Here is a 24,810-nt window from a genome sequence, read left to right on the forward strand (position 1 = left end):
CCCGGACCGGGTCAGGACAGCCGGGTCAGGGCCTCGGCCGCGATCATCCGCGCCTCCGGGTCCAGCCCGACGCGATGCAGCGCCGCCACCACATGATAGAGATGGCCGGCCGGCAGGCGATGCCAGTCGCGCCCCTGCATGCCGACGGCAGCGAGCAGCGCCACGGTCGCCTTCTCGCCCCGCTGCGACGCGGCGTCGATCGCCCGCGCCCAGCGGCTGTTGGCGGCCAGGGTGAAGCCATTATCCTGCGCCAGCGCGGCCGCATCATTGGCCGACAGACGCGACAGGCCCGCCAGTGCGGCGATCAGCATCCGTCCCTTCTCAGGGCCGGCATCGCCGACATAGCTGGAGATGCGGCTGCTGCCGCTGTCGACCACCGTGCTGGGGGCACCGACCGCGAGCAAGGCCCAGAAATCCTGCGCGCCATCGCCATCGATCTGGCCGATGGCCTGCGCCCAGCGGGCCGCATTGCGATCATAGCCGGCTGTCAGCATCGCCGCGACCAGATTGGCGGCATCGCGCGCATCGGCCTGCGACACGGGCAGCGCAGCGGCAGCGCGGGCCGTGGCGATCAGGCCGACATAGTCGGGCGCGCCATTGTCGCGCCACAGCGTCTGCATCGCCTGGATGCGGGCACCCGCAGTCGGGCCGGAATAGGCATTGCGCAGCGCATCGACGCGATCGGCCAGATCGGACGCAAGATCGCCTTCGCTACCCAGCTCGGCATAGAAATTGACCAGCGCCTCGCTGGAGAAGACGCCCAGTCGCGCCGCGACTTCGCTGCCCGGCAGGCGACGCACGGCGGTCAGGGCCGGCGCGCGGGCTTCCCAGGCGCGGACGTGCGGGCCGACGCTACCGAACATGTCGTCGGGGATCGGCACGTTGAGCGCCGTCGCCAGGCCATAGCGCCAAGCGGTGAGGCCATCGACGCCGTCCCATTCGATCTTGACCGAACGACGCGCATTGAAGCCCGCGCCGACCATCTTTTCGGCCAAGCGATAATCGATGCCGCGCACCACGCCCTTGCGCTGGGCCTGATTGAGTGCAGCGCTGGCCGAACCCTGATCCCCCGACAGCGCAGGGCAGATCGCCCGCGTCATGTCCCAGCCCGGTTCCTTGCTGGTGCGCAGCGCGCCCGCCGACAGCGGGCACAGGCCCGCCGGATCGGCAGTCGCCAGATAGGTCTGCATCGCGATCGCGTAGAGACGCGGCGTATATTTGTCGGGATCGACGCTCTGCACCAGCAGCCGGGCGCTGTCCGCCTCGCCCATGCGCAGCAGCAGCCAGGCGCGCTCGGCCGCCCAGTCGGCGCCATTGATGCCGCGCGGCGTGTCGGTGGCGCTAAGCAGCGCGCGCCGCAGCAGGATGGAGGCCCAGCGCGACAGGATCGGCGCATGGGTCTGCTTCATCAGCGTGGCGAGATAGGGGCCATATTCCGCGCCGAAGGCGTCGGGTTCCATGCCGCGCGTGGCCGGCGTCAGCGGGCCGATGCGGTCGAGTGAGCGGCGGGCGCTCTGCGGCAGGTCATATTTGGCCTTTTCGGCGGCCAGTTCGTCCGCGCTCATCGCCTCGGCGGCATTGTCCACCGCATTGGCGACCGACAGGTCGAGCGGCTGGACGATTTCGCCAGACGGCGACGGCGTGACCGGCACGGTCGGGACGACCGGTGCGGGCGATGCCGGACGGGCCGGCTGCGCGGGCGTGGGGGTCGGCGCCGGGGCCGGATCACCAAAGCCGGGCGGCAGCAGCGATTCGGGCGCCTGCTGCGCGACGACCGGCAGCGCCAGGGCGAGCGCAAAGCTGCCCAGCGCCCATTTCGCATTCCCCCGCAGGCGGCTCATGCGGCTTACTGACCCAGTTTCTCGGCCGGGATGACCTTCTCGACGGGCTGTTGCGGCTGTTCGCCACCGCGCGACCAGAGCACGCCGATCAGCAGGACAAGAACCAACACCGCCGCGATCGGAAGGATCGGCAGACGGGTGCGACGGCGCGAACCGCCTTCGAAACTGCTCAGGGAACGATTATTCTTCATGGTCTCTTCTGCGGCTGGCCCGGCGATGTTTGCCGGACGACAGGGGAAAGTTGCGTTTGCCTCAGCGACGGCTGGCTGTATAGCCCCCCTCGCCATGCAGCGAAACAGCAAATTCCCGGAGAGCAACGCCAAGCGCGGCCCGATCGTGCTGATCGGCATGATGGGCGTGGGCAAATCCACCGTCGGCCGGCGCCTTGCCGCGCGCCTGGGCCTGAGCTTCGTCGATGCCGATGAAGAGATTGAGCGGGCTGCGGGCATGAGCGTGAGCGAGATATTCGCCCGCTATGGCGAGGCCCATTTCCGCGATGGCGAGCGCCGGGTGATCGCCCGGCTGATGGACGGCGTGCCCAAGGTGATCGCGACCGGCGGCGGCGCCTTCATGCAGGACGAGACCCGTGCGCTGATCCTGGACCATGCCACCACCATCTGGCTGGATGCCGATATCGAGGTGCTGGTCGATCGCGTGTCGCGCCGTGAAGGGCGCCCGCTACTGAAGGATCGCGACCCGCGCATCGTGCTGACCGAGCTGGCGGCGGTCCGCAACCCCATCTACGCGCTGGCGCCGATCCATGTGAAGAGCATCGCCGCGCCGCACGAGGTCGCCGTCGACCGCATCCTGGAGCAGCTATCCGCATGGCACTAGTCCCCGTCGCGCTGGGCACACGCAGCTATGACATCGTCATCGAACAGGGCGCGCTCGACCGTGCGGCCGACCATCTGGCGCGCTATGCCCGTGGCGGGCGGCTGGTCGTGGTCACCGACACCCATGTCGCCGCGGCACAACTCCCCCGGCTCGACGCCAGCCTGCGCCGGGCCAATATCGTCATCGAACCGATCATCCTGCCGGCGGGCGAACAGACCAAGAGCTGGCGCCATCTGGAGGAACTGCTCGACGCGCTGCTGGCGCTGGAGATCGAGCGCGGCGACCATGTGATCGCGCTGGGCGGCGGCGTGATCGGCGACCTGGTCGGCTTTGCCTCGTCCATCCTGAAGCGCGGCTGCCATTTCGTGCAGCTGCCCACCACCCTGCTGGCGCAGGTCGACAGCTCGGTCGGCGGCAAGACCGCGATCAACGCGCGCGCCGGCAAGAATCTGATCGGCAGCTTCTACCAGCCCAGCCTGGTGCTGATCGACCCGTCGGTGCTCGACAGCCTGCCGCTGCGCGAAACCCGCGCCGGCTATGCCGAGGTGGTCAAATATGGCCTGATCGACGATTCCGACTTCTTTACCTGGTGCGAGGCCAATGCCGACCGGCTGCTGGCCGGCGACGCGGAAGCCCGCACCTATGCGATCGAGCGCAGCGTGCGCGCAAAGGCGGCGATCGTGGCCGATGACGAGCGCGAGACGACCGGCCGCCGGGCACTGCTGAACCTTGGCCATACTTTCGGCCACGCACTGGAGGCCGATACCGGCTTTTCCGACACGCTGCTCCATGGTGAGGGTGTGGCCGCCGGCATGGCGCTCGCCTTCCGCTATTCGGCGCGCCTTGGCCTGTGCAGTGCGCAGGATGCGGAACGGGTGACCGCGCATCTGAAGGCGATCGGCCTGCCCCATGACCTGGCCAGCGCCCATGTAAAGGCCGACGGCGCGGCGCTGGTGGCGCATATGCTGCACGACAAGAAGATGGCGGCGGGCACCCTGCCCTTCCTGCTGGCGCGCGGCATCGGCCAGACCTTCCTGTCGAAGGATGTGGTGCTGGACGATGTGGCGGCGTTCCTCGACGCGGACCGCGCCGGCGCCTGACGAGGGCCTATTACACAGCAGGCAATTACCGCCCCGCCCTCCCAGGGAGGGGAGAAATATAGCCTTGCCCCGACATTTCAGCACCGATCGGCCTCGGTAATAATTGGGACATTCGCCCGCAGCATTTGCGGGCTAGATCATTCCTTGTCAGCGGCATCCCCTTGCAGATCCCCCTCTGTCGCCGCTGATCCTCCCCTGAACCTCGGCCTCCAGCTTTTAGCTGGAGGCCCTTTTTTTGTGCCGTGCGCATCGCGTCCAGGCACAAAAAAAGGGCGCCCGGTGGGGCGCCCTTTCGATATCGTGCCTGTGAAAGGCCGATTACTTCTTCAGCGTCAGGCCGCCAAAGCGCTTGTTGAAGCGCGCAACCTGGCCACCGGTGTCCAGCTGGCGGTTGCCACCGGTCCAGGCCGGGTGCGACTTGGGGTCGATGTCGAGCGCCATCGTGTCGCCTTCCTTGCCCCAGGTCGAGCGGGTCTGGAAGGTGGTGCCGTCGGTCATCTGGACGGTGATGAAGTGGTAATCGGGGTGGGTATCGGCCTTCATGGCGTCTTGCTCCGTGTGTGTGCCGGTTCCGACCGGCTATGGATGCGATAAAATGCGAAGGCGCGCCGTTAGCGTTTTCGGCGCGCCAAAGCAAGGAAAAGGATGTGCCTTCGCTCAGTCCTTGGGCGGATCGGCGATCATCGCGACGAAATTGGCTTCCGCCGCCAGCTTGCCGTCGATCAGCGCACGGCCGGCGAACTTGCAGACCGCGCCGCGCATCTGCGTCACTTCGACATGCAGGTCGAGCAGGCAGCCCGGCTCCACAGGGGTCCGGAACTTCGCGCCGTCGATGCTCATGAAATAGACGAGCTTGCCCGAATCCGCGAGCCCCAGCGAATCGACCACCAGCACGCCGGCCGCCTGGGCCATGGCCTCGACGATCAGCACGCCCGGCATGATCGGCCGGCCGGGGAAATGCCCCTGGAAGAAGGGCTCGTTCATCGACACCGCCTTGATCGCGTGGATCGACTGGCTCGGCACCAGCGACGCCACGCGGTCAACCAGCAGCATCGGGTAGCGATGCGGCAGGGCAGCCATGACCCGACGGATATCCATCGGGCCACGGGCTTCCTTGTTATCAACCTCTCCGGTCATCTTATCAGCGCGACTTGGGCGCCTGCGCCGGGTTGGCGGGGGCCGGAGCGGCAGCGGCCGGGGCCGCAGCCTGGCCCTGACGACCGCCCGGCTGCCAGCCGGCGGGCGGGGTGATGCCGACGCTGGGCACCAGCGTGTTGAGTTCGGTCACGACCGCGGCCGTGATGTCGACGGTCGGCTGATAGGACACGGTCGCGTCGGGCGACAGGACCAGGTCGACCTTCGCCTTGGTCATGGCGGCCTTCAGCGCGTCCGACAGCTTCGCGGTGATCTGTTCCTCGACATAGGCGTTGGCGAGCGCGATCGGCTGACCCAGGCGCTGCAGTTCGGCCTGCGCGGTCTGCTGCGACTGCTGGAACTGCTGATACTGGGTTTCGATCGCCGGGGTCGGCTTGCCGCCGGCCGCCTTCAACGCGGCCTGCAGGGCGTCGCCCTTGGTCTTGAGATCGGTGTCGATCGCGGTCTTGCGCGCGGTGAAGCTGTCGATCTGCGCCTTGTAGGTCGTCTGGATCTGGGTGCGGGCGGTCGAATAGGCCGCGCTGGTGGCAACCGCGCGCTGCAGATCGACGACGGCGATGCCCTGCTTCGACTGGGCAGCGGCCGGCGCGGCGGTCAGAGCGATGGCGGTGACAGGCGCGATACCGAGCGCCAGAGCCTTGATAAACGTCTTCATCAGAATTGAGTCCCTACGTTGAAGGTGATGAGTTTGTTGTCGTCCCCTGGTTCCTTGAGCAGGGCCTTGGCGATGTCGATGCGGAACGGCCCGAAGGGCGAGTTCCAGTTGACACCGAAGCCCACGGACAGACGCGGTTTCAGCGTGTCGCCCAGATAATCTTCCTCGAACATGCCGCTCTTGGTGTCATAGCCAACAGGGCAGACCGGGCTGGCCGCCGTGCCGGTCGCACGGACGGTGCTCAGCGAACCGGTGGAGTCGGAGCAATAGCCCGCAAAGTTGATGGTGCCCGGATTCTTCAGGCCGGCAACGGCGCCGACATCCGCGAAGATCGACGGACGCAGGCCCATTTCACGGGCACCCGAACCCAGCGGAATCTCCATTTCGGCGCGGGCCATATAATAGACGCGGCCACCCAGCGCGTCATCCGACACATTATTGTTGCCGGTCTGGCGGACATAGCTGGTGGAACCGTCATCATTGGTCTGCGAAACCAGATAATAGCGCTTCACGCGCGGACCAACGCCGCGAATGTCGAAGCCGCGCATCTGCGGTTCGCCCAGGAAGAAGCGGTCGGTCAGGCGGATCGGGTCGACTTCGGCGCCGGTGGCGTCATAGCGCGTGCCCTGGAGGCTGTGGATATAGCCGCCTTCGCCCGACAGCGAGAAGATGAAGCCGCCGCCCAGGCCCCAATATTTGGCGGCATTGGCGCGGGTGCGGATGTAGCGGACGTCGCCGCCCAGGCCGGCAAAGTCCTGGCTGAGCGTGACGGTCTGGCCACGGGTCGGACGGATGCGGTTGTCACGGGTATCATAGATCAGCGAGTAGCCGATCGACGAGGTCGTGCGCTTGCCGATGGCATCGCAGAGATAGCGGCCGGCCAGCAGCGGGTCGCAGACGCCGTCGGTATAATAGGTGTCCTTGTCCAGCGTCACGTCGTCGAAGTTCAGCGTGTAGCGCAGCGCCAGCGACACATATTCGGTGATCGGCACGCCGGCCCGCAGCTGGAAGCCGGTCGTGGTCTGTTCATAGGTGGTGTCGCGGTCGTTATTGCTGAGATAACGGAAGCTGTTGAGGTCGCGGCGATAGATGTCGCCGCCCAGCGCGATATTCTTGTCCATGAAGTAAGGCTCGGTGAAGCCCACTTCGACCGACTTGGAATAAGCCGAATAATTGACCGAGGTGCGCAGTTCCTGGCCCTTGCCGCGGAAGTTGCGCTGGGTGATCGACGCCGAGATGATGAAGCGTTCGAGCGAGGAGTAGCCGGCCGAGAGCGAGAGTTCGCCGGTCGACTTTTCCTGGACGTTGGTTTCCAGCACGATGCGGTCGGGCGCCGAGCCGGGCTTCTGCTCGATGTCCAGCTTCTCCTGGAAGAAGCCGAGCGAGTTGATACGGTCCTTCGAGCGCTTGACGAGGAAGCTGTTGAAGGCGTCGCCTTCGGCCAGGCGGAACTCGCGGCGGACGACCTTGTCCTGGGTCAGCGTGTTGCCGTTGATGTCGACGCGCTCGACATAGACGCGCGGGGCGTTGGCGATGCGGAAATTGATCCCCATCGTCAGGTCGTCCTTCGACCGGTTGAAGTCGGGTTCGACCTGGGCGAAGGCATAGCCGAACAGGCCGGCGGTTTCGCTCAGCGTGTCGACCGTGTCCTCGACCTGCTTGGCGTTGTACCAGTCGCCCTTCTTCATCGGCAGGCGGCGGGTCAGCGCATCGCCCGACAGGTCGCGAATGTCGCTCTCGACCTTCACGTCGCCGAACTTGTAGCGATCCCCTTCCTCGACCACATAAGTGATGATGAAGTCCTGCTTGTCAGGCGTCAGTTCCGCGACGGCCGAGATCACGCGGAAATCGGCATAGCCTTCGGTCAGGTAGAATTGGCGCAGCTTCTGCTGGTCATAGGCCAGGCGATCCGGGTCATAGCTGGTGCCCGACGAGAAGATGCGGAACCAACGCGACTGCTTGGTCACCATCTGGCCGCGCAGTTCGCCGTCCTTGAACTTCTCGTTGCCGATGATGTTGATCTGGCGGACCTTGGACTTGGGCCCTTCCGAGATTTCGAACACGATGTCGACGCGGTTCTGGTCCAGCTGGACCATCTTGGGCTCGATCGTCGCGGCAAAGCGGCCCTGGCGGCGATACAGCTCGACGATGCGGGCGACGTCGGCGCGGACCTTGGAGCGGGTATAGATTTGGCGCGGCGCCAGTTTTATTTCGGGACGGATCTTGTCGTCCTTCAGGCGCTTATTACCTTCAAGGACGATACGGTTGATGACGGGGTTTTCCTTCACCTCGACGGTCAGCGCGCCGCCATCGTTGCGGATCTGGACGTCGGCGAAGAGTTCGGTCTCATACAGGTCGCGCAGCGCCTGATCGAGCGATTCCTGGCTGAAGGCCTGGCCCACGCGCAGCTTGGTGTAGGACATGACCGTGTCCTGCTCCAGACGCTGGGTGCCGGTCACGGTGATGCTGCGGATCGTGCCTTCGGACGTATTGGCCGTGGACGCCGCGATCGGCGCAGCCGCCGGTGCTGCCGGGGCCGCATTCTGGGCCATCGCCGGCACGGCCGACAGGCCCGCAATCATCGTCGTGGCCAACAGGGCCGCGATGATCGGACGCTGGCCCTTGCTGCTGTTCATCGCTGTCACCCGCTCACCTCAAAAAAGTAAAAAACTGTTTCGCCAGAAATAGACGGCGCCGAACCGCGCCTTCCCTGCCCGATGCGGCTCAGCCGATCAAGCCGGACAGCCGCTCCCACAATCCGAAAGACGACAAATCGTTGAAGGTCACCAGCAACATGACCGTCATCAGCAGCGCCAGACCCGACCGATAGGCCCAATCCTGCACCTGCGGGCTCACCGGCCGCCGCTGCACTGCCTCCACCCCATAGAAAAGCAGATGACCGCCATCCAGTATGGGAATTGGCAAGAGGTTGATGAACCCCAAGTTAATCGAGATGAGGGCGATGAAGAAGATGAAGCTCTCCAGCCCCAGCGTCGCCGCCTGCCCCGATACCTGCGCGATCTTGAGCGGCCCGCCCAGTTCCTTGACCGAACGATCGCCGCCGATCACCTGGCCCAGCGTCTCCACCATGGTGCGGATGATCTGGCCGGTGCGCTCGATCGCCACCACGGGGGCGCGCAGCAGGCTGACCGGTTCGATCACCGGTTCGCCCGGCGCGATGCCCAGACGTCCGATGCGGAACTTGTTGCCAAAGCCGTCATCTTCGCTGACCGCGCCGACATGGCCCTGCTTCTCGATCACCTGCCCCTTGCGGTCGAGCAGGATCGTCACCGGTTCGCCGGGACGGATCTGGGCATAAAGGCGGATATCGTCGAAGGTGCTCATCGCCCGGCCGTTGAGCGAGACAATGCGATCGCCCGGCTGGATGCCGGCCATGGCAGCGGCGCTGCCGGGCTGGACCATGCCGGCGACCGCCGGGGTCCGGCTTTCACCGTGCAGGAAGGCGAAGGCGGCCAGGATCAGGATGGCGAAGAGGAAATTGATCGCCGGGCCGGCGGCGACGATCGCCGCGCGTTGCCACAACGGCTTGGCCGGGAAGCTTTCGGCGCGATCCTGCGCCGACATTTCCAGCCATTTGGGATCGATCTGGCTGGCCGCGTTCATGTCGCCCTTGAAGCGGACATAGCCACCCAGCGGCAGCGCCGCGAGCCGCCAGCGCGTGCCGCGCCTGTCCACCCAGGCGGCGATTTCCGGGCCGAAGCCGATCGAGAAGGCCTCCGCCTTCACCCCGCACCAGCGTCCGACCAGATAATGACCCAGTTCATGCACGAAGACGAGCGGCCCGATGACCGCCACGAAAGCCAAGATGGTCAACAGGAAACCGGGATTGTGGATCAAACCGTCAATCTTTCCATCACATCACCCGCCATAACCCGTGCCGTTGCGTCGGCGTGCAGGACATCATCCATGCAGGCTGGCATCGGCGCGCTATAGCGGTTGAGAACATCCTCCACAATCATGGCGATATCAAGGAAGCCGATGCGGCCGGCCAGAAAGGCCGCCACGGCGACCTCGTTGGCGGCGTTGAGGATGGCGGCCGATGCGTCGCCGGCCTGCGCCGCCGCGCGCGCCAGGCGCAGCGCGGGGAAACGCCGGTCGTCGGGCGCTTCAAAGTCCAGACGGCCGATCCGGGCCAGATCAAGTGGCTGGCAAGGCGTGGCGATCCGCGCCGGCCAGGCCAATGCATGGGCGATCGGGATGCGCATGTCGGGCGAGCCGAGCTGTGCCAAAGTGGACCGGTCGCGATATTCGACCATCGAATGGATGACCGATTGCGGGTGGACCAATATCTCGATCCGGTCGAGCCCGACCGGGAAGAGATGGGCCGCCTCGATCAGTTCCAGCCCCTTGTTCATCATCGTCGCGCTGTCGACGCTGATCTTCGCGCCCATCGACCAGTTGGGATGCGCCACGGCCTGCGCCGGCGTGATGGCGCGCATATCCTCATAACCCAGGGCGCGGAACGGCCCGCCGCTCGCGGTCAGGATGATGCGGGCGACATCGCCCAGGCTGCTGCCGGCCAGGCACTGGAAAATCGCATTATGCTCGCTGTCCACCGGCAGCAGCGTCGCGCCCGAAGCGGTCGCCGCCTGCATCATCAGCGCGCCGGCCGACACCAGCGACTCCTTGTTGGCCAGCGCCACCGTGCCGCCAGCCTGCAGCGCAGCGATGGTGGGCTTGAGGCCCGCGCAGCCGACGATCGCGGCCATGGTCCAGTCGGCACCCGCCGCCGCGGCATCGACCAGCGCGCCCTCACCCGCCGCCGCCTCGACACCCGATCCGGCGAGCGCATCCTTGAGCGCGCCATATTGGGCTTCGTCCGCGACCACGGCGATCTTCGCACCGACCGCGCGCGCGGCGGCGGCGAGGCCAGCGACATCGCGATTGGCGGTCAGGGCAATGGCCTCATAGGCATCGGGCTCGCGCTGGATCAGGTCCAGCGTCGACATGCCGACCGATCCGGTGGCGCCGAAGACGGAAACGCTCCGCATCAGGCGCCCGCCAGGACCAGATAGAGCAAGGCGGCAAGCGGCGCGGCCGCCACCACGCCATCGAGCCGGTCCATCACCCCGCCATGACCGGGCAGAAGATTGCTGCTGTCCTTGACGCCGGCGCGGCGCTTCATCGCGCTTTCGAGCAGATCGCCAAGCTGTGCCGCAACCGCGAGCAGGCCGCTTGCCGCCGCCAGCTGGATCGGCAGGTCGGCAAAACGATAGAGAAGGAAGCCGGTGAGCAGGGCCGCCAGCACGCCGCCACCCAAGCCCGACCAGGTCTTGGACGGGCTGACCCGCGGCGCCAGCTTGGGCCCGCCGATCGAACGGCCGGCAAAATAGGCGCCGATATCGGTGGCCCAGACAAGGCCCAGCGCCCAGAAGGCGAGCAGCAGGCCATGGCTGTCGGGCGCCTGCCCGCGCAGGAACAGCAGCGCCATCACCGGCAGGCAGATATAGAGAATGCCGAGCGCCAGCTTGATCGCGCGGCTGGTGATCAGCACGAAGAAGAAGGAGGCCATCATCAGGCCGAAGCCGAGCCAGGACACGCCCGCCGCCACCGGGCAAAGGATCGCCAGCGGCACCGAGACGGCATACATCGCCATCTTGCGCTGATCGGACGAGGCGCCGGTCAGCATGCCCCATTCGCCCATCATCAGCACACCGGCGATCGACAGCAGCATCCAGAAGACGAAGCCGCCAAAGACCAGCGCGCCCACAGCCATGGCGATCAGGCCAAGGCCAACGATCGTGCGGGTCCGCAATTCACTCGACATGTTACTCACAGTCCGCCGAAACGGCGGTCCCTCATGCGGAAGGCGTCGAGCGCCTGCGCCAATGCCCGGCCATCGAAATCGGGCCAGAGCATATCGGTAAAATAGAGTTCGGCATAAGCCGCCTGCCACAGCATGAAATTGCTGAGCCGCTGTTCGCCCGAGGTGCGGATCAGCAGGTCGAGCGGCGGCAGATCGGCGGTGTAGAGTTCGGCATCGATCGCCTCGATGCCGATATTCTCGGCCGACAATTCACCGCTCGCCACCCGCTGCGCCAGACGCTGCGCCGCGCGCACCATCTCGTCCTGCGCGCCATAGTTGAGCGCGATCGCGATCACCGGGCCAGTATTGGCGGCGGTGCGCGCCATCGCGCTTTCGATCAGTTCGACCAGGCCAGGCTCCAGCGCCTTGTAGTTGCCGATCACCCGCAGCCGCACGCCATTGGCATGAAACTCGTCGATATCCGACTGGATGAAATGGCGCAGCAGGCCCATCAGGTCGGACACCTCGGTCGCCGGACGCTTCCAGTTCTCCGAGGAGAAAGCGTAGAGCGTCAGGCATTCAAGGCCCATATCCTGCGCCGCGCGGGCGACGCGGCGCACCGCCTCCACCCCGGCGCGATGGCCGGCGATGCGCGGCAACAGCCGCTTCTTCGCCCAGCGGCCATTGCCGTCCATGATGATGGCGACATGACGCGCACCATGGGCAGGCGCAGCGCTGGTAAGATCGGGCTTGGCTTGTGTGGCCATCAGATAGGAATGCGTGCTTTGGCCGCGAAAGAAAAGCCCCGGCTTACTGGCCGAGGATTTCCTTTTCCTTGGCCGAAGCGGCCGCGTCGATATCCACGATGGTGGCGTCGGTCAGCTTCTGGACTTCGGTTTCCAGACGCTTGCGCTCGTCTTCGCTGATCTCGCCCTTCTTCTCGTCGGTCTTCAGGCTGTCCATACCGTCGCGACGGACGTTGCGGACGGCGACGCGCGCGCCTTCGGCATATTTGCTGGCGAGCTTGGCCAGTTCCTTGCGGCGTTCCTCGGTCAGGTCCGGGATCGGCAGGCGCAGCGTCTGGCCGTCGACGATCGGGTTGAGGCCGAGGCCCGCCGAGCGGATCGCCTTGTCGCAGGGGCCGACATTGGCCTTGTCCCACACCTGGACCGACAGCATGCGCGGCTCGGGCGCCGACACGGTGGCGACCTGGTTCAGTGGCATGTTGGCGCCATAGACGGTGACCATGACGGGATCGAGCAGTTGCACATTGGCGCGGCCGGTGCGCAGACCGGTGAGATCGCCCTTCAACGCTTCGATTGCGCCGGCCATGCGGCGTTCGAGGTCGGACTTGTTATACTGGGCCATTATTAGCGCTCCTGATTTTGCACGATCGTCGCGGTGCCTTCACCCGCCAGCACCTTGGCCAGGTTGCCTTCCTCGCGGATGTTGAAGACGACGATGGGAATATGATTTTCACGGCACAGCGCGATCGCGCTGGCGTCCATGACCTTGAGATTGTCGGTCAGCACCTGGTCGAAGCTGATCGCCTCATAGCGGGTGGCATCCGCCACCTTCTTGGGATCGGCATCATAGATGCCATCGACACTGGTGCCCTTGAACAGCGCGTCGCAGTTCATTTCCGCTGCGCGCAGGGCCGCCGTGGTATCAGTGGTGAAGAAGGGATTGCCGGTGCCCGCCGCGAAGATCACGATCCGGCCCTTCTCCATATGGCGCACGGCCTTGCGACGGATATAGGGTTCGCACACCGACGCCATCGGAATGGCCGACTGGACGCGGGTGTCGCAGCCGATCTTTTCCAGCGCATTCTGCACCGCCAGCGCGTTCATCACGGTCGCCAGCATGCCCATATAGTCGGCGCTGGTGCGGTCGAAGCCCTTGGCCGCGCCGGCAAGGCCGCGGAAAATGTTGCCGCCACCCACGACCACGCACAGTTCGAAGCCCGCATCCTTCGCGGCGGCGATTTCGCCAGCAACGCGATCGACGGTCTCGGGATCGATGCCGAACTGGCCGGACCCCATCAGCACCTCGCCCGACAATTTCAGCAGGATGCGTTTGAAGGCTGGCCGGGTCATGTGGGGCAAGAATCCTTGATGGTTGGCAGGGGAAGCGGCCGGGACATTAGAGGCGGTAAAGCGCGATGCCAAGGGGCGTTTGTCGTGCGCTCCAGCCTCTTCATGGAGAAAGCGGCACCGATGGCGCCCGGCCCGACCGGCGCCGACCGACAAACGCACCACGCTCTCATAGAAAAAGGGCGCCCCGCAGGACGCCCTCTTCCCTTTGCTTGTCGCTCGATCGGCGATCAGGCGCCGGCGGCAGCAGCCACTTCGGCGGCGAAGTCGCTGACTTCCTTCTCGATGCCTTCGCCCAGCTGGAAGCGGACATAGGACTTGAGCGAGATCGACTTGCCGGCATCCTTGGCCGCCTTGGCGACGACGTCGGCGATCGGGGTCTTGTTGTCCATCACGAACAGCTGCGAGAGCAGGGCCTGCTCCTTGGCGAACTTGGCGACCGCGCCGTCGACCATCTTGGCGACGATTTCGGCGGGCTTGCCCGATTCGGCAGCCTTTTCAGCGGCGATCGCGCGCTCACGCTCCAGCAGGGCCGGATCGATGTCGTCGGCCGACAGGGCCAGCGGGAAGGCAGCGGCGATGTGCATGGCCAGCTGCTTGCCCAGCGGCTCCAGAACGTCGGCGGGGGCATCGCCTTCGAGCGCGACGAGCACGCCGATCTTGCCGAGGCCCGGCGCAGCAGCGTTGTGCACGTAGGGCACGACGACGCCTTCGGTCACTTCGACATGGGCGACGCGACGCAGATTCTGGTTTTCACCGATGGTGGCGATGTTGGCGACCAGCTTTTCGGCGATGGTGCCGCCGGCGGGGTGCGGCTGGGCCGACAGGGCTTCGGCGTCAGCCGCGCCCGATTCCAGCGCAACGGTCGACACGGTGCGAACGAAGTCCTGGAACTGGTCGTTCTTGGCAACGAAGTCGGTTTCGCTGTTCACTTCGACGGCAACACCCTTGGTGCCGGCGACGGCAACGCCGACCAGACCTTCAGCAGCGGTGCGGCTCGACTTCTTCTGGGCAGCAGCCAGACCCTTGGCGCGCAGCCAGTCGGTCGCCGCTTCGATGTCGCCATTGGCTTCGGTGAGGGCCTTCTTGCAATCCATCATGCCCGCGCCCGAACGGTCGCGCAGTTCCTTGACGGCGGCAGCGGTAATCTCGGCCATGTTGAGGCTCCTAAATCAAAAGGGGTTTAATCAGATAAGCACTAGGGCGCGTTCCGTAATGGACCGCGCCCTAGCCTGTCATTCTTGCAGTTCGAAGACCGCGGATCAGGCCTGCGCGACGACCTCTTCGGCCTCGGGCTCATCCAGAGCGCCCAGGTCGATGCCCGAAGCCTGCTGCGCACCACGGTTGCCCTTGGTGGCGGCGGCGGCAACGGCGTCGCAGTAGAGGCGGATGGCGCGGCTGGCGTCATCGTTCGCCGGAACCGGGAAGGCGATGCCGTCGGGCGAGACGTTCGAGTCGAGGATGGCGACAACCGGGATACCCAGGGTGTTGGCTTCCTTGATCGCCAGCTCTTCCTTGTTGGCGTCGATCACGAACATGACATCGGGGATGCCGTTCATGTCGCGAATGCCGCCCAGCGACAGTTCCAGCTTCTCGCGCTCGCGGGTCATCTGGAGGACTTCCTTCTTGGTGAAGCCGTGGGTATCGCCCGACAGCTTCTCTTCGAGGGTCTTCAGGCGCTTGATCGAGCCCGAGATGGTCTTCCAGTTGGTGAGCATGCCGCCCAGCCAGCGATGGTTGACGAAGTGCTGACCCGACTTGCGGGCGGCTTCGGCGATCGGATCCTGGGCCTGGCGCTTGGTGCCGACGAACAGAACCTTGCCGCCGCCGGCGACGGTGGCCGACACGAAGTCGAGGGCGCGCGCGAAGAGCGGCACGGTCTGCGACAGGTCAAGGATGTGGATGCCGTTGCGGTCGCCGAAGATGTACGGCTTCATCCGCGGGTTCCAGCGGTGGGTCTGGTGGCCGAAGTGGGCGCCAGCCTCGATCAATTGCTGCATGGTGACGACGGGGGTCGCCATAATCATTTCTCCTTCCGGTTGCTACCTCTGGGAATCAGGAACCTTGGATGGTCTCAAAGACCCGTCCGGCACCGGATATGTCGATTCCCATGTGGAATGGGCGCGCCTTTAACGCCCAAAACCCCGTTGCGCAAGGGGTTGACTCGCTCTCAATATGAGAACATAAAGTGAACAGATGGAACAAACAGTCTAAACGCCCGTTTGCACCGACATAGTGAGCCTAAGCGTGCAAATGGCAAGATAGAAAGTCAGCGGCCATGTTCACCATTGTTGCAGCGACCATTTTCTCCGCCGCCTTCCTGCTGGCGATCGGCACCATTGCCTGGATGTTTGCGCTCTATCATCAGAAGATGGCGGCAGCTTTGCTGTTCGAGCCGATTCCCCAGAACCCGCCCGTCTATCATATCCGCATCACGCGGAACCGCGTTCGCCAGCCGGGCCGCACCACTACCCTGTCCGCCCCCGCCTTGCCCGGCAGCGCGCTCGCTGCCTGAACAGGACATCCGGCTCAGCCGACAGGCTGCTTGCGCACTTTGGCGTAGGACAGGATGCCGAACGGGATCAGCAGCACATAGACGCCACAGATCAGCAGCAGAGTGAACCAGGGTTGGGTCGCCAGCGCCGCCGCCAGCAGGCCGACAAAGGCGATGAGTTCCAGCCGAATGCGCTTGCGCAACCGCAGCGCCGACCAGCTATAGGTGGCGATGCTGGAGATCATCAGGAAGGCCACGAACGCGGTCCAGGGCGCGACCACATACCAGGCGCGGAAAATCTCTTCGCCCGTCACCAGCCACAGATAGAGCGGCACGAAGGTGAGGCCAGCACCCGCGGGCGCCGGCACGCCGGTCAGGAAGCCGGCCGATTTGTGCGGCTGCTCCTCGACATCGATATTGGCGTTGAAGCGCGCCAGGCGCAGTGCGCAGGAGAGCGCATGGGCAAGCGCGAAGATCCAGCCGAATTTCGGCATGGCATGCAGCGACCAGAGATAGAGGATCAGCGCCGGCGCGACGCCGAATGCAATCGAATCGGAAAGCGAATCCAGTTCGGCGCCAAAACGGCTCTCGCCCCGCAGCATCCGGGCGATCCGGCCGTCCAGTCCGTCGAGCACGCCGGCGAACAGGATGGACAATACCGCCCGCTCCCACTCGCCCGAAATGCCGTAGCGCACGCCGGTGAGGCCGAAGCACAGCGCCATCGCCGTCACCGCATTGGGCGCCAACATGCGCAGCGTGATGCCGCGCCGCAGCCCGCGCGGAACGGCGCGACGCCGCCTCACTGCTGGATGCCCGCAATCACGCGGCGATCGCCGATCTGGCCCAGGATCGTCTCGCCCGCGACGGTGCGCTGGCCCAGGATCACGCGCGGCGCGGTGCCGGCGGGCAGATAGACGTCGACACGGCTGCCAAAGCGGATGAGGCCGATGCGCTGGCCGGCGGCGACCATGTCGCCCGGCTTGACGAAGGGCACGATGCGGCGCGCGACAAGGCCGGCAATCTGGGTGAAGCCGACGCGCAGGCCGTCATGACGCTCGACCAGGATATGCTGGCGCTCATTATCCTCGCTCGCCTTGTCGAGATCGGCGTTGAGGAACTTGCCCGAAATATAGGTGACGGCCTTCACCGTGCCGCCGATCGGGGTGCGGTTGATATGGACGTCGAACACGCTCATGAAGATCGACACGCGGATCAGCGGCTGATCGCCCAGGCCATCGGGCCCAGCCATCTCGCGCGGCGGCGGCACGCGCTGGATCAGGGTCACCAGGCCATCCGCCGGGGCGATGATCGCGCCCTCATCCTGCGGCACGGCGCGGATCGGATCGCGGAAGAAGGCCAGCACCCAGATGGTGACCATCAGCATCAGCCAGCCGATGATTTCCCAGCCCATCACGAAGAACAGGCCGGTGATCGCAGCCGCGATCGCGCCGAACTTCACCCCTTCGGGATGGACCGAGGGGAAGCGCCATTTGACATTGCCGCCTGCGGCAATCGTGATCTCGTCATTTTCCATGGGCATGTCTTTAGGGGGAGACATTGATCCTGACAACGACGATCCCCGTCCTTGGCTGCCGGCATGAACGCGCATCGCACAACAGTCTTGCGCATGCATCGCATGATCGGCCGGAAATCCGGCGCTGGACGGTTGAACATTGGCGGCGCAGGCCGTAGGGCGTCCCCATAATTCCACCCAAGAGAAGAAGGCGAATAGGCGCTATGGCGAAGATCAAGGTGAAAAACCCCGTCGTGGAAATCGACGGCGACGAAATGACCCGCATCATCTGGGAATGGATCCGTGAGCGCCTCATTCTCCCCTATCTCGACGTCGACCTGAAATATTATGACCTGTCGGTCGAGAAGCGCGACGAGACCAGCGACCAGATCACGATCGACGCGGCCAACGCGATCAAGGAATATGGCGTCGGCGTGAAGTGCGCCACCATCACCCCCGACGAAGCGCGCGTCGAGGAATTCGGCCTCAAGAAGATGTGGAAGTCGCCCAACGGCACCATCCGCAACATCCTGGGCGGCGTCGTGTTCCGCGAACCGATCGTCATCAAGAATGTCCCCCGCCTGGTTCCGGGCTGGACCGACCCGATCGTCGTCGGCCGTCACGCCTTTGGCGACCAGTATAAGGCCACCGATTTCAAGGTGCCCGGCGCCGGCACGCTGACCATGAAGTGGGTCGGCACCAATGGCGAGGAACTCGAATATGAAGTGTTCGAATTCCCCAGCGCCGGCGTTGCCATGGGCATGTACAATCTCGACGAATCGATCCGCGATTTCGCCAAGGCCAGCTTCAACTATGGCCTGAACCGCGGCTGGCCCGTCTATCTGTCGACCAAGAACACCATCCTCAAGGCCTATGACGGCCGCTTCAAGGATCTGTTCCAGGAAGTGTTCGACGCCGAATTCGCCGACAAGTTCAAGGCGGCCGGCATCGTCTACGAACATCGCCTGATCGACGACATGGTCGCTTCGGCGCTGAAGTGGAGCGGCAAGTTCGTCTGGGCCTGCAAGAATTATGACGGCGACGTCCAGTCGGACACCGTGGCCCAGGGCTTCGGCTCGCTCGGCCTGATGACCTCCGTCCTGCTGTCGCCCGACGGCAAGACCGTGGAAGCCGAAGCCGCGCACGGCACTGTCACCCGCCACTATCGCCAGCACCAGCAGGGCAAGGCGACCTCGACCAACCCGATCGCCTCGATCTTCGCCTGGACCCAGGGCCTGTCGTTCCGCGGCAAGTTCGACGACACGCCGGACGTCGTGAAGTTCGCCGAGACGCTGGAGCGGGTCTGCATCAAGACCGTCGAAGGCGGCGCGATGACCAAGGATCTGGCCCTGCTGATCGGCCCGGATCAGGCCTGGATGACCACGGAGCAGTTCTTCGAGGCGATCCGCGTCAATCTGGAAGCCGAAATGGCCAAGTGGGCCTGATAAAGGCTTTTTACCGGAACTGATCGCTTCCTGAAGCTTTCAATACGGAAACGGAACGAGGCGGCGCCGCATCCCGGCGCCGCCTTTTCCTTTTCGGATTGATGCGACGGGAGCAAAGAATGACCACGACAGCCAAGAAGCGCCTGGAAGTCCGGGCGGCGGTGCCCGGCGATGTGCGCGGCATCCAGCGGCTGATCGCCCGCGCCTATCCCGGCATGCCCAATTATTCGCTGGCCACCATCCGCGGCCAGATCAACAACTTCCCCAATGGCTGCTTCGTCGCCCTCTATGACAGCAAGGTGGTGGGCTATTGCGCCACCATGCGCGTCAGCAAGGCGATGGCCTTTTCCCATCATGACTGGGAGGAAATCACCGCCAACGGTTTCGGCACCCGTCACAGCGCCGCGGGCGAATGGCTCTATGGCTATGAAATGGCGGTCGATCCCAAGCTGCGCGGACTGCGCATCGGCCAGCGCCTCTATGACGAGCGCAAGGAACTGGCCGAGGAACTCGACCTGCACGGCATCGTCATTGCGGGCCGCATGCCCGGCTATGCCCGCGCCAAGCGCCGGGCCGGCAGCCCGGCCGACTATCTGGAAAAGGTGGTCAGCGGCAAGCTGCGCGACCAGGTCATCAGCTTCCAGTTGAAGAACCAGTTCGAGCCGCTGGGCGTGCTGGAAAATTACCTGCCCGAAGACAAGCAGTCGGACGGACATGCCGCGCATCTGGTCTGGCGCAACCCCTATGTCGATCCGGACGAGGCGCCGGAAATGCGGGTGCCGCGCGGCGTCGAAAGCGTCCGCCTCGCCACCTGCCAGCTCCAGGCGCGCGCGGTGAAGGATTTCGACGAGTTCGTCCGTAACATCGAATATTTCGTCGACGTGGCGGCCGATTACCGGTCGGACTTCATCGTCTTCCCCGAGCTGTTCACCCTGCCCCTGCTCTCGTTCGAGACCAAGAAGCTGTCGCCGATCGAAGCGATCGACCGGCTGACCGGCTATACCCCGCGCCTGACCAAGGAACTGACGCGGATGGCGCTGGAATATAATATCAACATCATCGGCGGGTCGCACCCAACCCGCGCCGACGATGGCGACATCCAGAATATCGCCTATGTCGCGCTGCGCGACGGATCGGTCCACACCCAGGAAAAGATCCACCCGACCCCCAACGAAGCCTTCTGGTGGAACATCAAGGGCGGCGACGCGCTCGACGTGATCCAGACCGACTGCGGCCCGATCGGCGTGCTGATCTGCTATGACAGCGAATTTCCCGAACTGGCCCGCCGCCTGGTCGATCAGGGGGCGCGCATCATCTTCGTCCCCTTCTGCACCGACTCGCGCCTGGGCTATATGCGCGTGCGCTATTGCGCGCAGGCCCGCGCGATCGAGAATCAATGCTATGTCGTGATGTCGGGCAATGTCGGCAATCTGCCGAACGTCGACAATATGGACATCCAATATGCCCAGAGCGCGATCCTGACGCCGTGCGACCTGCCCTTCGCGCGGGACGGCATCGCAGCCGAGGCGAGCGAGAATGTCGAAACGCTGACCATGGCGGACGTGAACCTGGCCGACCTCAGCTGGGCGCGGGCCGAAGGCACGGTCCGCAACCTGCGCGACCGCCGCTTCGACCTTTATCATATCGACTGGGACAGCAATCCCGACCACAGCCACGCGCCAAGCGGCGGCCCGGTGCCGGCCGGTGGCCATAATTCGCCGGGCGGTGGCTGATCGAAGCGCGAGCAGCCAAGACCCCTGCCATCATGATGGCAGGGGCGGCCCGGCTCACTCCACCGTGACGCTCTTTGCCAGGTTGCGCGGCTGATCGACGTCGGTGCCCTTGAGTACGGCGACATGATAGGCGAGCAGTTGCACCGGCACGGCATAGACCATCGGCGCGATCAGCGGGTGGACTTTGGGCATGGTGATGGTGGCGAGGCAGCCTTCGCCTGCCGCCTGCACCCCGTCATAGTCGGAAATCAGGACCACCTTGCCGCCGCGCGCCTGCACTTCCTGCATGTTGCTGACGGTCTTTTCGAACAAGGGGCCGCTGGGCGCGATGCAGATCACCGGCACCAGTTCGTCGATCAGCGCGATCGGGCCGTGCTTCATCTCGCCGGCGGCATAGCCCTCGGCATGGATATAGCTGATTTCCTTGAGCTTCAGAGCGCCTTCCAGCGCCAGCGGATAGTCGGTGCCGCGGCCGAGATACAGGACATCGCGCGCCGGCACGATATGATGGGCCATCGCCTCGATCGCCTCGTCATAGGCGAGCGCGCCGTTGATCGCGGCGGGCGCTTCGGCGAGATGGCGGACGATTTCCTTTTCATCCTTGGCGCTGAGCTTGCCCTTGGCCCGCGCCAGATTGGCGGCCAAGGCTGCCAGCACGGCGAGTTGGCAGGTGAAGGCCTTGGTCGAGGCGACGCCGATTTCCGGGCCGGCATGGGTCGGCAGCAGCAGGTCGGCCTCGCGCGCCATCGAACTGGTCGGCACATTGACGACGACGGCGATCTTCTGCCCCTGGGCGCGGGCATAGCGCAGCGCGGCCAGCGTATCGGCGGTTTCGCCGGACTGGCTGATGAACAGGGCGAGGCCGCCCTCCTCCATCACCGGCTCGCGGTAGCGGAACTCGGAGGCGAAATCCAAATCGACCGGGACGCGGGCGAACTGTTCGAACCAGTAGCGCGCGACCATGCCGGCATAGAAGCTGGTGCCGCAGGCGACGATGGTGACGCGGCGGATGGTCGACAAGTCGAAATCCGGGATCGGCAGCGATACGCGATCATCCATCCGCTGCAGATAGGCCTTGAGCGTCTGGGCCACGACGACCGGCTGCTCATAAATTTCCTTCTGCATGAAGTGGCGATGATTGCCCTTGTCGATCATCGCGCCGGACACGCCGGAAATGGTGACCGGACGCTCGACCGGGTTGTTGTCCTTGTCGAAAATCTCGGCGCCATCCTTGGTGATGACGACCCAGTCGCCCTCGTCCAGATAGGCGATGCGCTGGGTCAGCGGGGCGAGCGCCAGCGCGTCGGAGCCGAGGAAGGTCTCGCCATCGCCATAGCCTACGACTAGCGGCGAACCGAGACGCGCACCGATCAGCATGTCGGGATGACTCTTGAACAGGATGGCGAGCGCGAAGGCGCCGTGCAGGCGCGGCAGCACCTGGGCCACGGCCTCCTTCGGCGCCACGCCCTGCTCCACCAGTTCGCTGACCAGATGGGCGACCACTTCGGTGTCGGTCTGGCTGTCGAAGGTGCGGCCGCGGGCAATCAGCTCATCGCGCAGAGGCTTGAAATTCTCGATGATGCCATTGTGGACCAGCGCCACTTCGCCGGTCGCATGGGGGTGCGCATTGCTGGTGGTCGGCGCGCCATGGGTGGCCCAGCGGGTATGGGCGATGCCGGTGGTGCCGGCCAGCGGCGACTGGCCAAGTTCCTTGACCAGATTGTTGAGCTTGCCCTCGGCCCGGCGGCGATCGATCCGGCCGTCATGCACGGTGGCGACACCGGCGCTGTCATAGCCGCGATATTCCAGCCGCTTGAGGCCATCGACCAGTCGTTCCGCGACCTGATCCTTACCAATAATTCCGATGATACCGCACATGGTGGAAAGCCCCGCCGAACCAGATTAGTCAGATAGCGTCCATATAGGACAGCTTTGTCGCCATGCCATTAATGCCGGTCGGGCGACAGCGCCATGGCCGAGCCATGAAAAGAATGTCATCGTGGCCGGATGGTGATCAGCCAGATGTCGGGCGGCGCCAGCATGCGGAAAGGCAGGCCGCTGGTCCCCACGCCTCCGGACACGATCATCGCCTTCCGCCCATCCTGATAGCGGCCGCAGGCATAGCGGGTACCATAGCGGGAGGGGACATAGACGATCCCGGCAAAGGGCAGTGCCACCTGACCGCAATGGGTATGGCCGACCAGGGTCAGCGACGGTGCATCGGGCAGCAGCGGAAAGACATCGGGCCCGTGCGACAGGATCACCGGCGCGCCACCGATGTCCTGCATCGCCTTCAGCGTATCGGGTATGTCGGGCTTGCGGGTATAGATATCCTTGAGCCCGCCGATCGCCAGCGGCCCGCGCCGCACCGCGCCATCCTGTACCAGGGTGATGCCCAGATCGGCAAAGGCGCGCTGCCAGTCGTCGGCGCTCAGTGCCACCCGGTTCTTCCTGCTGCGGCTGTCATGATTGCCCAGCACCGCGACCACGCCCATCGGCGCGCGCAGCCCGGCGAAGGGCGCGATCGCGTGGCGCGCATCATAGGTCGCGCCCCATTTATTGTCGCCGATATAGTCGCCGCCCAGCAGGATCAGGTCCGGCTTGAGGCCGTTGATCCGGGCCACGATCCGCGCCATCCGCGCCGGGCTGTTGTCCGGCCCAGACAGATGGGTGTCGGTCAGCAGCGCGACCCGGATCGGCTGCTGCGACGCGCCCGCCGGGAAAGGCAGCACGACATCGGCGCGCCGCACGACCGGCATGGCGCGCGCATTCATCAACAGCCAGAGCGGCCCTGCCACTGCGATCAGCAGCAGGAACAGCAGGGCGGACAGAAACGGCCGGCGCCGGATGAAATTCAAGCCTTCGCCTTCCGCTCGCGCATGCGGGTGCGGAACGCCGCCGCCCAGCCCGGCTTGCTTTCCTGTTGCGGGCGGACGAGGCACAGCGCGTCGGCCGGAACCGGCTTGGTCACGACGCTGCCCGCCGCAACGATCGCGCCATCGCCGATCGTCGCCGGCGCGACCAGCGCGCTGTTGGAGCCGATGAAGGCGCCCGCACCGATCTGCGTCTTGTACTTGAAGAAGCCGTCATAATTGCAGGTGATGGTGCCCGCGCCGATATTGGCGGCCGCGCCGACGCTGGCGTCGCCGATATAGGAGAGGTGATTGACCTTCGCCCCTTCGTCGAGGCGCGCCTTCTTGATCTCGACGAAATTGCCGACCTTTGCCTTGGGGCCGATGTCAGCGCCCGGACGCAGCCGGGCATAGGGGCCGATATCGGCACCGCTGGCCACGGTCGCGCCCTCCAGATGGGAGAAGGCGTGGATGACGACATTGTCAGCGACGGTGACACCCGGACCGAAGACGACATTGGGTTCGACCGTCACGTCGCGACCCAGCACCGTGTCGTGCGAGAAGAAGACGGTCTGCGGCGCGACCAGGGTCACGCCCTCGCGCATCGCCTCGGTCCGGCGGCGGTCCTGCCACACGGCTTCGACGCCGGCCAGTTCGGCGCGGCTGTTCACGCCGGCCACTTCCCACGCTTCGGTCTCGATCACGGCGCTGTTCGCACCGGGCAGCATGATGATGTCGGGCAGATAATATTCGCCGGCCGCATTGTTGTTGCCGATCTGGTCGAGCAGCACGAACAGGTCGCTCGCCCGCACCGCCATCAGGCCGCTGTTGCACAAGGTGACGGCGCGCTCGGCCTCGCTCGCATCCTTAAACTCGACCATCTTCTCGATGATGCCCTGGCCATCGGCGATGATCCGGCCATAGGCGGCGGCATCATCCGGGCGGAAGCCCAGCACCACCGCGCGCGGCTCGTCGCCCCGGCTCAACCGATCGAGCATCGCCTTCATCGTCGCGCCGCTGACCAGCGGCACGTCGCCATAGAGGATCAGCACGTCACCGGCGAACCCCGCCAGCGCATCATGCGCCTGCGCCACGGCATGACCGGTGCCAAGCTGCTGGTCCTGCACGGCGATGGCGACGCCGCTGCCCTCGACCGCCTTTTCCACCTGCTCGCGGCCGGCGCCGACCACGACCACTTGCCGCTCGGGCAGCAGGTCCGCGACGCTGGCAAGCAGGTGCAGCAGCATCGGCCGCCCGGCGATCGGGTGCAGCACCTTGTGCGTGCCGGACTTCATCCTTGTGCCCTGCCCGGCGGCAAGGATGACGAC

Annotated in this window: 24 protein-coding genes; 5 read left to right on the forward strand and 19 right to left on the reverse strand. The window is 65.2% G+C overall.

Going from position 1 to position 24,810, the window contains the following annotated elements; translation table 11 throughout:
- Positions 1-11: 11 nt before the first annotated feature.
- Positions 12-1,841, reverse strand: a complete 1,830-nt coding sequence (locus ACUCV3_RS13265) for a hypothetical protein (protein ID WP_048937846.1) — start codon at positions 1,839-1,841, stop codon at positions 12-14.
- 5 nt (positions 1,842-1,846) lie between these two features.
- Entirely contained in the window at positions 1,847-2,032 is a 186-nt protein-coding gene (locus tag ACUCV3_RS13270) for a hypothetical protein (protein WP_004211192.1), read from the reverse strand.
- A 94-nt stretch (positions 2,033-2,126) separates the two neighbouring features.
- Here ACUCV3_RS13270 and ACUCV3_RS13275 point away from each other — a divergent pair, with 94 nt between their 5' ends.
- Positions 2,127-2,675 carry a shikimate kinase gene (locus tag ACUCV3_RS13275; RefSeq protein WP_048937845.1) on the forward strand — a complete coding sequence of 183 codons (549 nt, stop codon included), beginning with the start codon at positions 2,127-2,129 and terminating at the stop codon, positions 2,673-2,675.
- Positions 2,666-3,775, forward strand: a complete 1,110-nt coding sequence (aroB, locus tag ACUCV3_RS13280; RefSeq protein WP_048937844.1) for a 3-dehydroquinate synthase — start codon at positions 2,666-2,668, stop codon at positions 3,773-3,775. The genes ACUCV3_RS13275 and aroB overlap by 10 nt, the downstream gene beginning before the upstream one ends.
- Positions 3,776-4,093: 318 nt before the next feature.
- Here the strand turns inward: aroB and rpmE are convergent, their stop codons facing one another.
- The 12 genes from rpmE to rpsB all read right to left on the reverse strand — a co-directional run bounded on the left by rpmE (position 4,094) and on the right by rpsB (position 15,466).
- Complete coding sequence (gene rpmE, locus ACUCV3_RS13285; protein ID WP_004211187.1) at positions 4,094-4,318, reverse strand: 50S ribosomal protein L31; 225 nt, start codon at positions 4,316-4,318, stop codon at positions 4,094-4,096.
- A gap of 114 nt (positions 4,319-4,432) precedes the next feature.
- Positions 4,433-4,912, reverse strand: a complete 480-nt coding sequence (gene fabZ / locus ACUCV3_RS13290; protein WP_004211185.1) for a 3-hydroxyacyl-ACP dehydratase FabZ — start codon at positions 4,910-4,912, stop codon at positions 4,433-4,435.
- A gap of 4 nt (positions 4,913-4,916) precedes the next feature.
- The gene (locus ACUCV3_RS13295; RefSeq protein WP_004211184.1) at positions 4,917-5,585 is read right to left on the reverse strand and encodes an OmpH family outer membrane protein; all 669 of its coding nucleotides are present in this window, start codon (positions 5,583-5,585) and stop codon (positions 4,917-4,919) included.
- The gene (gene bamA, locus ACUCV3_RS13300) at positions 5,585-8,221 is read right to left on the reverse strand and encodes an outer membrane protein assembly factor BamA (protein ID WP_048937843.1); all 2,637 of its coding nucleotides are present in this window, start codon (positions 8,219-8,221) and stop codon (positions 5,585-5,587) included. The genes ACUCV3_RS13295 and bamA overlap by 1 nt, the downstream gene beginning before the upstream one ends.
- An 88-nt stretch (positions 8,222-8,309) precedes the next feature.
- Complete coding sequence (gene rseP, locus ACUCV3_RS13305; RefSeq protein WP_048937842.1) at positions 8,310-9,443, reverse strand: RIP metalloprotease RseP; 1,134 nt, start codon at positions 9,441-9,443, stop codon at positions 8,310-8,312.
- On the reverse strand, positions 9,440-10,597 hold the full coding sequence (locus ACUCV3_RS13310) for a 1-deoxy-D-xylulose-5-phosphate reductoisomerase (RefSeq protein WP_048937841.1): 1,158 nt from the start codon (positions 10,595-10,597) through the stop codon (positions 9,440-9,442). The genes rseP and ACUCV3_RS13310 overlap by 4 nt, the downstream gene beginning before the upstream one ends.
- A complete protein-coding gene (locus ACUCV3_RS13315) occupies positions 10,597-11,373 on the reverse strand; it encodes a phosphatidate cytidylyltransferase (protein WP_004211179.1) in 777 nt (258 codons plus the stop codon). The genes ACUCV3_RS13310 and ACUCV3_RS13315 overlap by 1 nt, the downstream gene beginning before the upstream one ends.
- A 5-nt stretch (positions 11,374-11,378) precedes the next feature.
- Positions 11,379-12,119, reverse strand: a complete 741-nt coding sequence (locus tag ACUCV3_RS13320) for an isoprenyl transferase (protein WP_010337468.1) — start codon at positions 12,117-12,119, stop codon at positions 11,379-11,381.
- 43 nt (positions 12,120-12,162) lie between these two features.
- A complete protein-coding gene (frr, locus tag ACUCV3_RS13325) occupies positions 12,163-12,720 on the reverse strand; it encodes a ribosome recycling factor (protein ID WP_004211176.1) in 558 nt (185 codons plus the stop codon).
- A gap of 2 nt (positions 12,721-12,722) precedes the next feature.
- Positions 12,723-13,448 carry a UMP kinase gene (gene pyrH, locus ACUCV3_RS13330; RefSeq protein ID WP_004211175.1) on the reverse strand — a complete coding sequence of 242 codons (726 nt, stop codon included), beginning with the start codon at positions 13,446-13,448 and terminating at the stop codon, positions 12,723-12,725.
- A gap of 227 nt (positions 13,449-13,675) precedes the next feature.
- Positions 13,676-14,602, reverse strand: coding sequence for a translation elongation factor Ts (gene tsf / locus ACUCV3_RS13335; RefSeq protein ID WP_010337470.1), 927 nt, complete (start codon positions 14,600-14,602; stop codon positions 13,676-13,678).
- Positions 14,603-14,707: 105 nt separating this feature from the next.
- A complete protein-coding gene (rpsB, locus tag ACUCV3_RS13340) occupies positions 14,708-15,466 on the reverse strand; it encodes a 30S ribosomal protein S2 (RefSeq protein ID WP_010337471.1) in 759 nt (252 codons plus the stop codon).
- 257 nt (positions 15,467-15,723) lie between these two features.
- On the opposite strand from rpsB, the gene ACUCV3_RS13345 reads away from it, so the two are divergent.
- The gene (locus tag ACUCV3_RS13345; protein WP_048937839.1) at positions 15,724-15,960 is read left to right on the forward strand and encodes a hypothetical protein; all 237 of its coding nucleotides are present in this window, start codon (positions 15,724-15,726) and stop codon (positions 15,958-15,960) included.
- A gap of 14 nt (positions 15,961-15,974) precedes the next feature.
- Here the strand turns inward: ACUCV3_RS13345 and ACUCV3_RS13350 are convergent, their stop codons facing one another.
- Positions 15,975-16,688: a CDP-alcohol phosphatidyltransferase family protein gene (locus ACUCV3_RS13350; protein WP_048937892.1), complete on the reverse strand. Its 714-nt coding sequence runs from the start codon at positions 16,686-16,688 to the stop codon at positions 15,975-15,977.
- A 50-nt stretch (positions 16,689-16,738) separates the two neighbouring features.
- Entirely contained in the window at positions 16,739-17,473 is a 735-nt protein-coding gene (locus tag ACUCV3_RS13355; protein WP_029547694.1) for a phosphatidylserine decarboxylase, read from the reverse strand.
- 203 nt (positions 17,474-17,676) lie between these two features.
- On the opposite strand from ACUCV3_RS13355, the gene ACUCV3_RS13360 reads away from it, so the two are divergent.
- A complete protein-coding gene (locus ACUCV3_RS13360; RefSeq protein WP_048937838.1) occupies positions 17,677-18,897 on the forward strand; it encodes an NADP-dependent isocitrate dehydrogenase in 1,221 nt (406 codons plus the stop codon).
- 119 nt (positions 18,898-19,016) lie between these two features.
- The gene (locus ACUCV3_RS13365; protein ID WP_048937837.1) at positions 19,017-20,630 is read left to right on the forward strand and encodes a bifunctional GNAT family N-acetyltransferase/carbon-nitrogen hydrolase family protein; all 1,614 of its coding nucleotides are present in this window, start codon (positions 19,017-19,019) and stop codon (positions 20,628-20,630) included.
- A gap of 54 nt (positions 20,631-20,684) precedes the next feature.
- Here ACUCV3_RS13365 and glmS read toward each other — a convergent pair whose 3' ends face one another.
- The 3 genes from glmS to glmU all read right to left on the reverse strand — a co-directional run bounded on the left by glmS (position 20,685) and on the right by glmU (position 24,777).
- The gene (gene glmS / locus ACUCV3_RS13370) at positions 20,685-22,508 is read right to left on the reverse strand and encodes a glutamine--fructose-6-phosphate transaminase (isomerizing) (RefSeq protein ID WP_048937836.1); all 1,824 of its coding nucleotides are present in this window, start codon (positions 22,506-22,508) and stop codon (positions 20,685-20,687) included.
- A 116-nt stretch (positions 22,509-22,624) separates the two neighbouring features.
- On the reverse strand, positions 22,625-23,488 hold the full coding sequence (locus tag ACUCV3_RS13375; RefSeq protein WP_048937835.1) for a metallophosphoesterase: 864 nt from the start codon (positions 23,486-23,488) through the stop codon (positions 22,625-22,627).
- The gene (glmU, locus tag ACUCV3_RS13380; protein ID WP_482240690.1) at positions 23,485-24,777 is read right to left on the reverse strand and encodes a bifunctional UDP-N-acetylglucosamine diphosphorylase/glucosamine-1-phosphate N-acetyltransferase GlmU; all 1,293 of its coding nucleotides are present in this window, start codon (positions 24,775-24,777) and stop codon (positions 23,485-23,487) included. The genes ACUCV3_RS13375 and glmU overlap by 4 nt, the downstream gene beginning before the upstream one ends.
- Positions 24,778-24,810 lie beyond the last annotated feature (33 nt).

It is taken from the genome of Sphingobium sp. VMM, from assembly GCF_056790315.1.

Excerpts from the sequence above, each read along its gene's own strand:
- ACUCV3_RS13295 (WP_004211184.1), bottom strand. The coding sequence starts at position 5,585 with ATGAAGACGTTTATCAAGGCTCTGGCGCTCGGTATCGCGCCTGTCACC.
- glmU (WP_482240690.1), bottom strand. The coding sequence starts at position 24,777 with ATGAAGTCCGGCACGCACAAGGTGCTGCACCCGATCGCCGGGCGGCCG.
- rpsB (WP_010337471.1), bottom strand. The coding sequence starts at position 15,466 with ATGGCGACCCCCGTCGTCACCATGCAGCAATTGATCGAGGCTGGCGCC.
- bamA (WP_048937843.1), bottom strand. The coding sequence starts at position 8,221 with ATGAACAGCAGCAAGGGCCAGCGTCCGATCATCGCGGCCCTGTTGGCC.
- ACUCV3_RS13345 (WP_048937839.1), top strand. The coding sequence starts at position 15,724 with ATGTTCACCATTGTTGCAGCGACCATTTTCTCCGCCGCCTTCCTGCTG.
- glmS (WP_048937836.1), bottom strand. The coding sequence starts at position 22,508 with ATGTGCGGTATCATCGGAATTATTGGTAAGGATCAGGTCGCGGAACGA.
- tsf (WP_010337470.1), bottom strand. The coding sequence starts at position 14,602 with ATGGCCGAGATTACCGCTGCCGCCGTCAAGGAACTGCGCGACCGTTCG.
- ACUCV3_RS13275 (WP_048937845.1), top strand. The coding sequence starts at position 2,127 with ATGCAGCGAAACAGCAAATTCCCGGAGAGCAACGCCAAGCGCGGCCCG.
- ACUCV3_RS13265 (WP_048937846.1), bottom strand. The coding sequence starts at position 1,841 with ATGAGCCGCCTGCGGGGGAATGCGAAATGGGCGCTGGGCAGCTTTGCG.
- ACUCV3_RS13270 (WP_004211192.1), bottom strand. The coding sequence starts at position 2,032 with ATGAAGAATAATCGTTCCCTGAGCAGTTTCGAAGGCGGTTCGCGCCGT.
- ACUCV3_RS13355 (WP_029547694.1), bottom strand. The coding sequence starts at position 17,473 with ATGGAAAATGACGAGATCACGATTGCCGCAGGCGGCAATGTCAAATGG.
- fabZ (WP_004211185.1), bottom strand. The coding sequence starts at position 4,912 with ATGACCGGAGAGGTTGATAACAAGGAAGCCCGTGGCCCGATGGATATC.
- frr (WP_004211176.1), bottom strand. The coding sequence starts at position 12,720 with ATGGCCCAGTATAACAAGTCCGACCTCGAACGCCGCATGGCCGGCGCA.
- aroB (WP_048937844.1), top strand. The coding sequence starts at position 2,666 with ATGGCACTAGTCCCCGTCGCGCTGGGCACACGCAGCTATGACATCGTC.
- rpmE (WP_004211187.1), bottom strand. The coding sequence starts at position 4,318 with ATGAAGGCCGATACCCACCCCGATTACCACTTCATCACCGTCCAGATG.
- ACUCV3_RS13365 (WP_048937837.1), top strand. The coding sequence starts at position 19,017 with ATGACCACGACAGCCAAGAAGCGCCTGGAAGTCCGGGCGGCGGTGCCC.
- pyrH (WP_004211175.1), bottom strand. The coding sequence starts at position 13,448 with ATGACCCGGCCAGCCTTCAAACGCATCCTGCTGAAATTGTCGGGCGAG.
- ACUCV3_RS13310 (WP_048937841.1), bottom strand. The coding sequence starts at position 10,597 with ATGCGGAGCGTTTCCGTCTTCGGCGCCACCGGATCGGTCGGCATGTCG.
- ACUCV3_RS13350 (WP_048937892.1), bottom strand. The coding sequence starts at position 16,688 with ATGTTGGCGCCCAATGCGGTGACGGCGATGGCGCTGTGCTTCGGCCTC.
- ACUCV3_RS13315 (WP_004211179.1), bottom strand. The coding sequence starts at position 11,373 with ATGTCGAGTGAATTGCGGACCCGCACGATCGTTGGCCTTGGCCTGATC.
- ACUCV3_RS13320 (WP_010337468.1), bottom strand. The coding sequence starts at position 12,119 with ATGGCCACACAAGCCAAGCCCGATCTTACCAGCGCTGCGCCTGCCCAT.
- ACUCV3_RS13360 (WP_048937838.1), top strand. The coding sequence starts at position 17,677 with ATGGCGAAGATCAAGGTGAAAAACCCCGTCGTGGAAATCGACGGCGAC.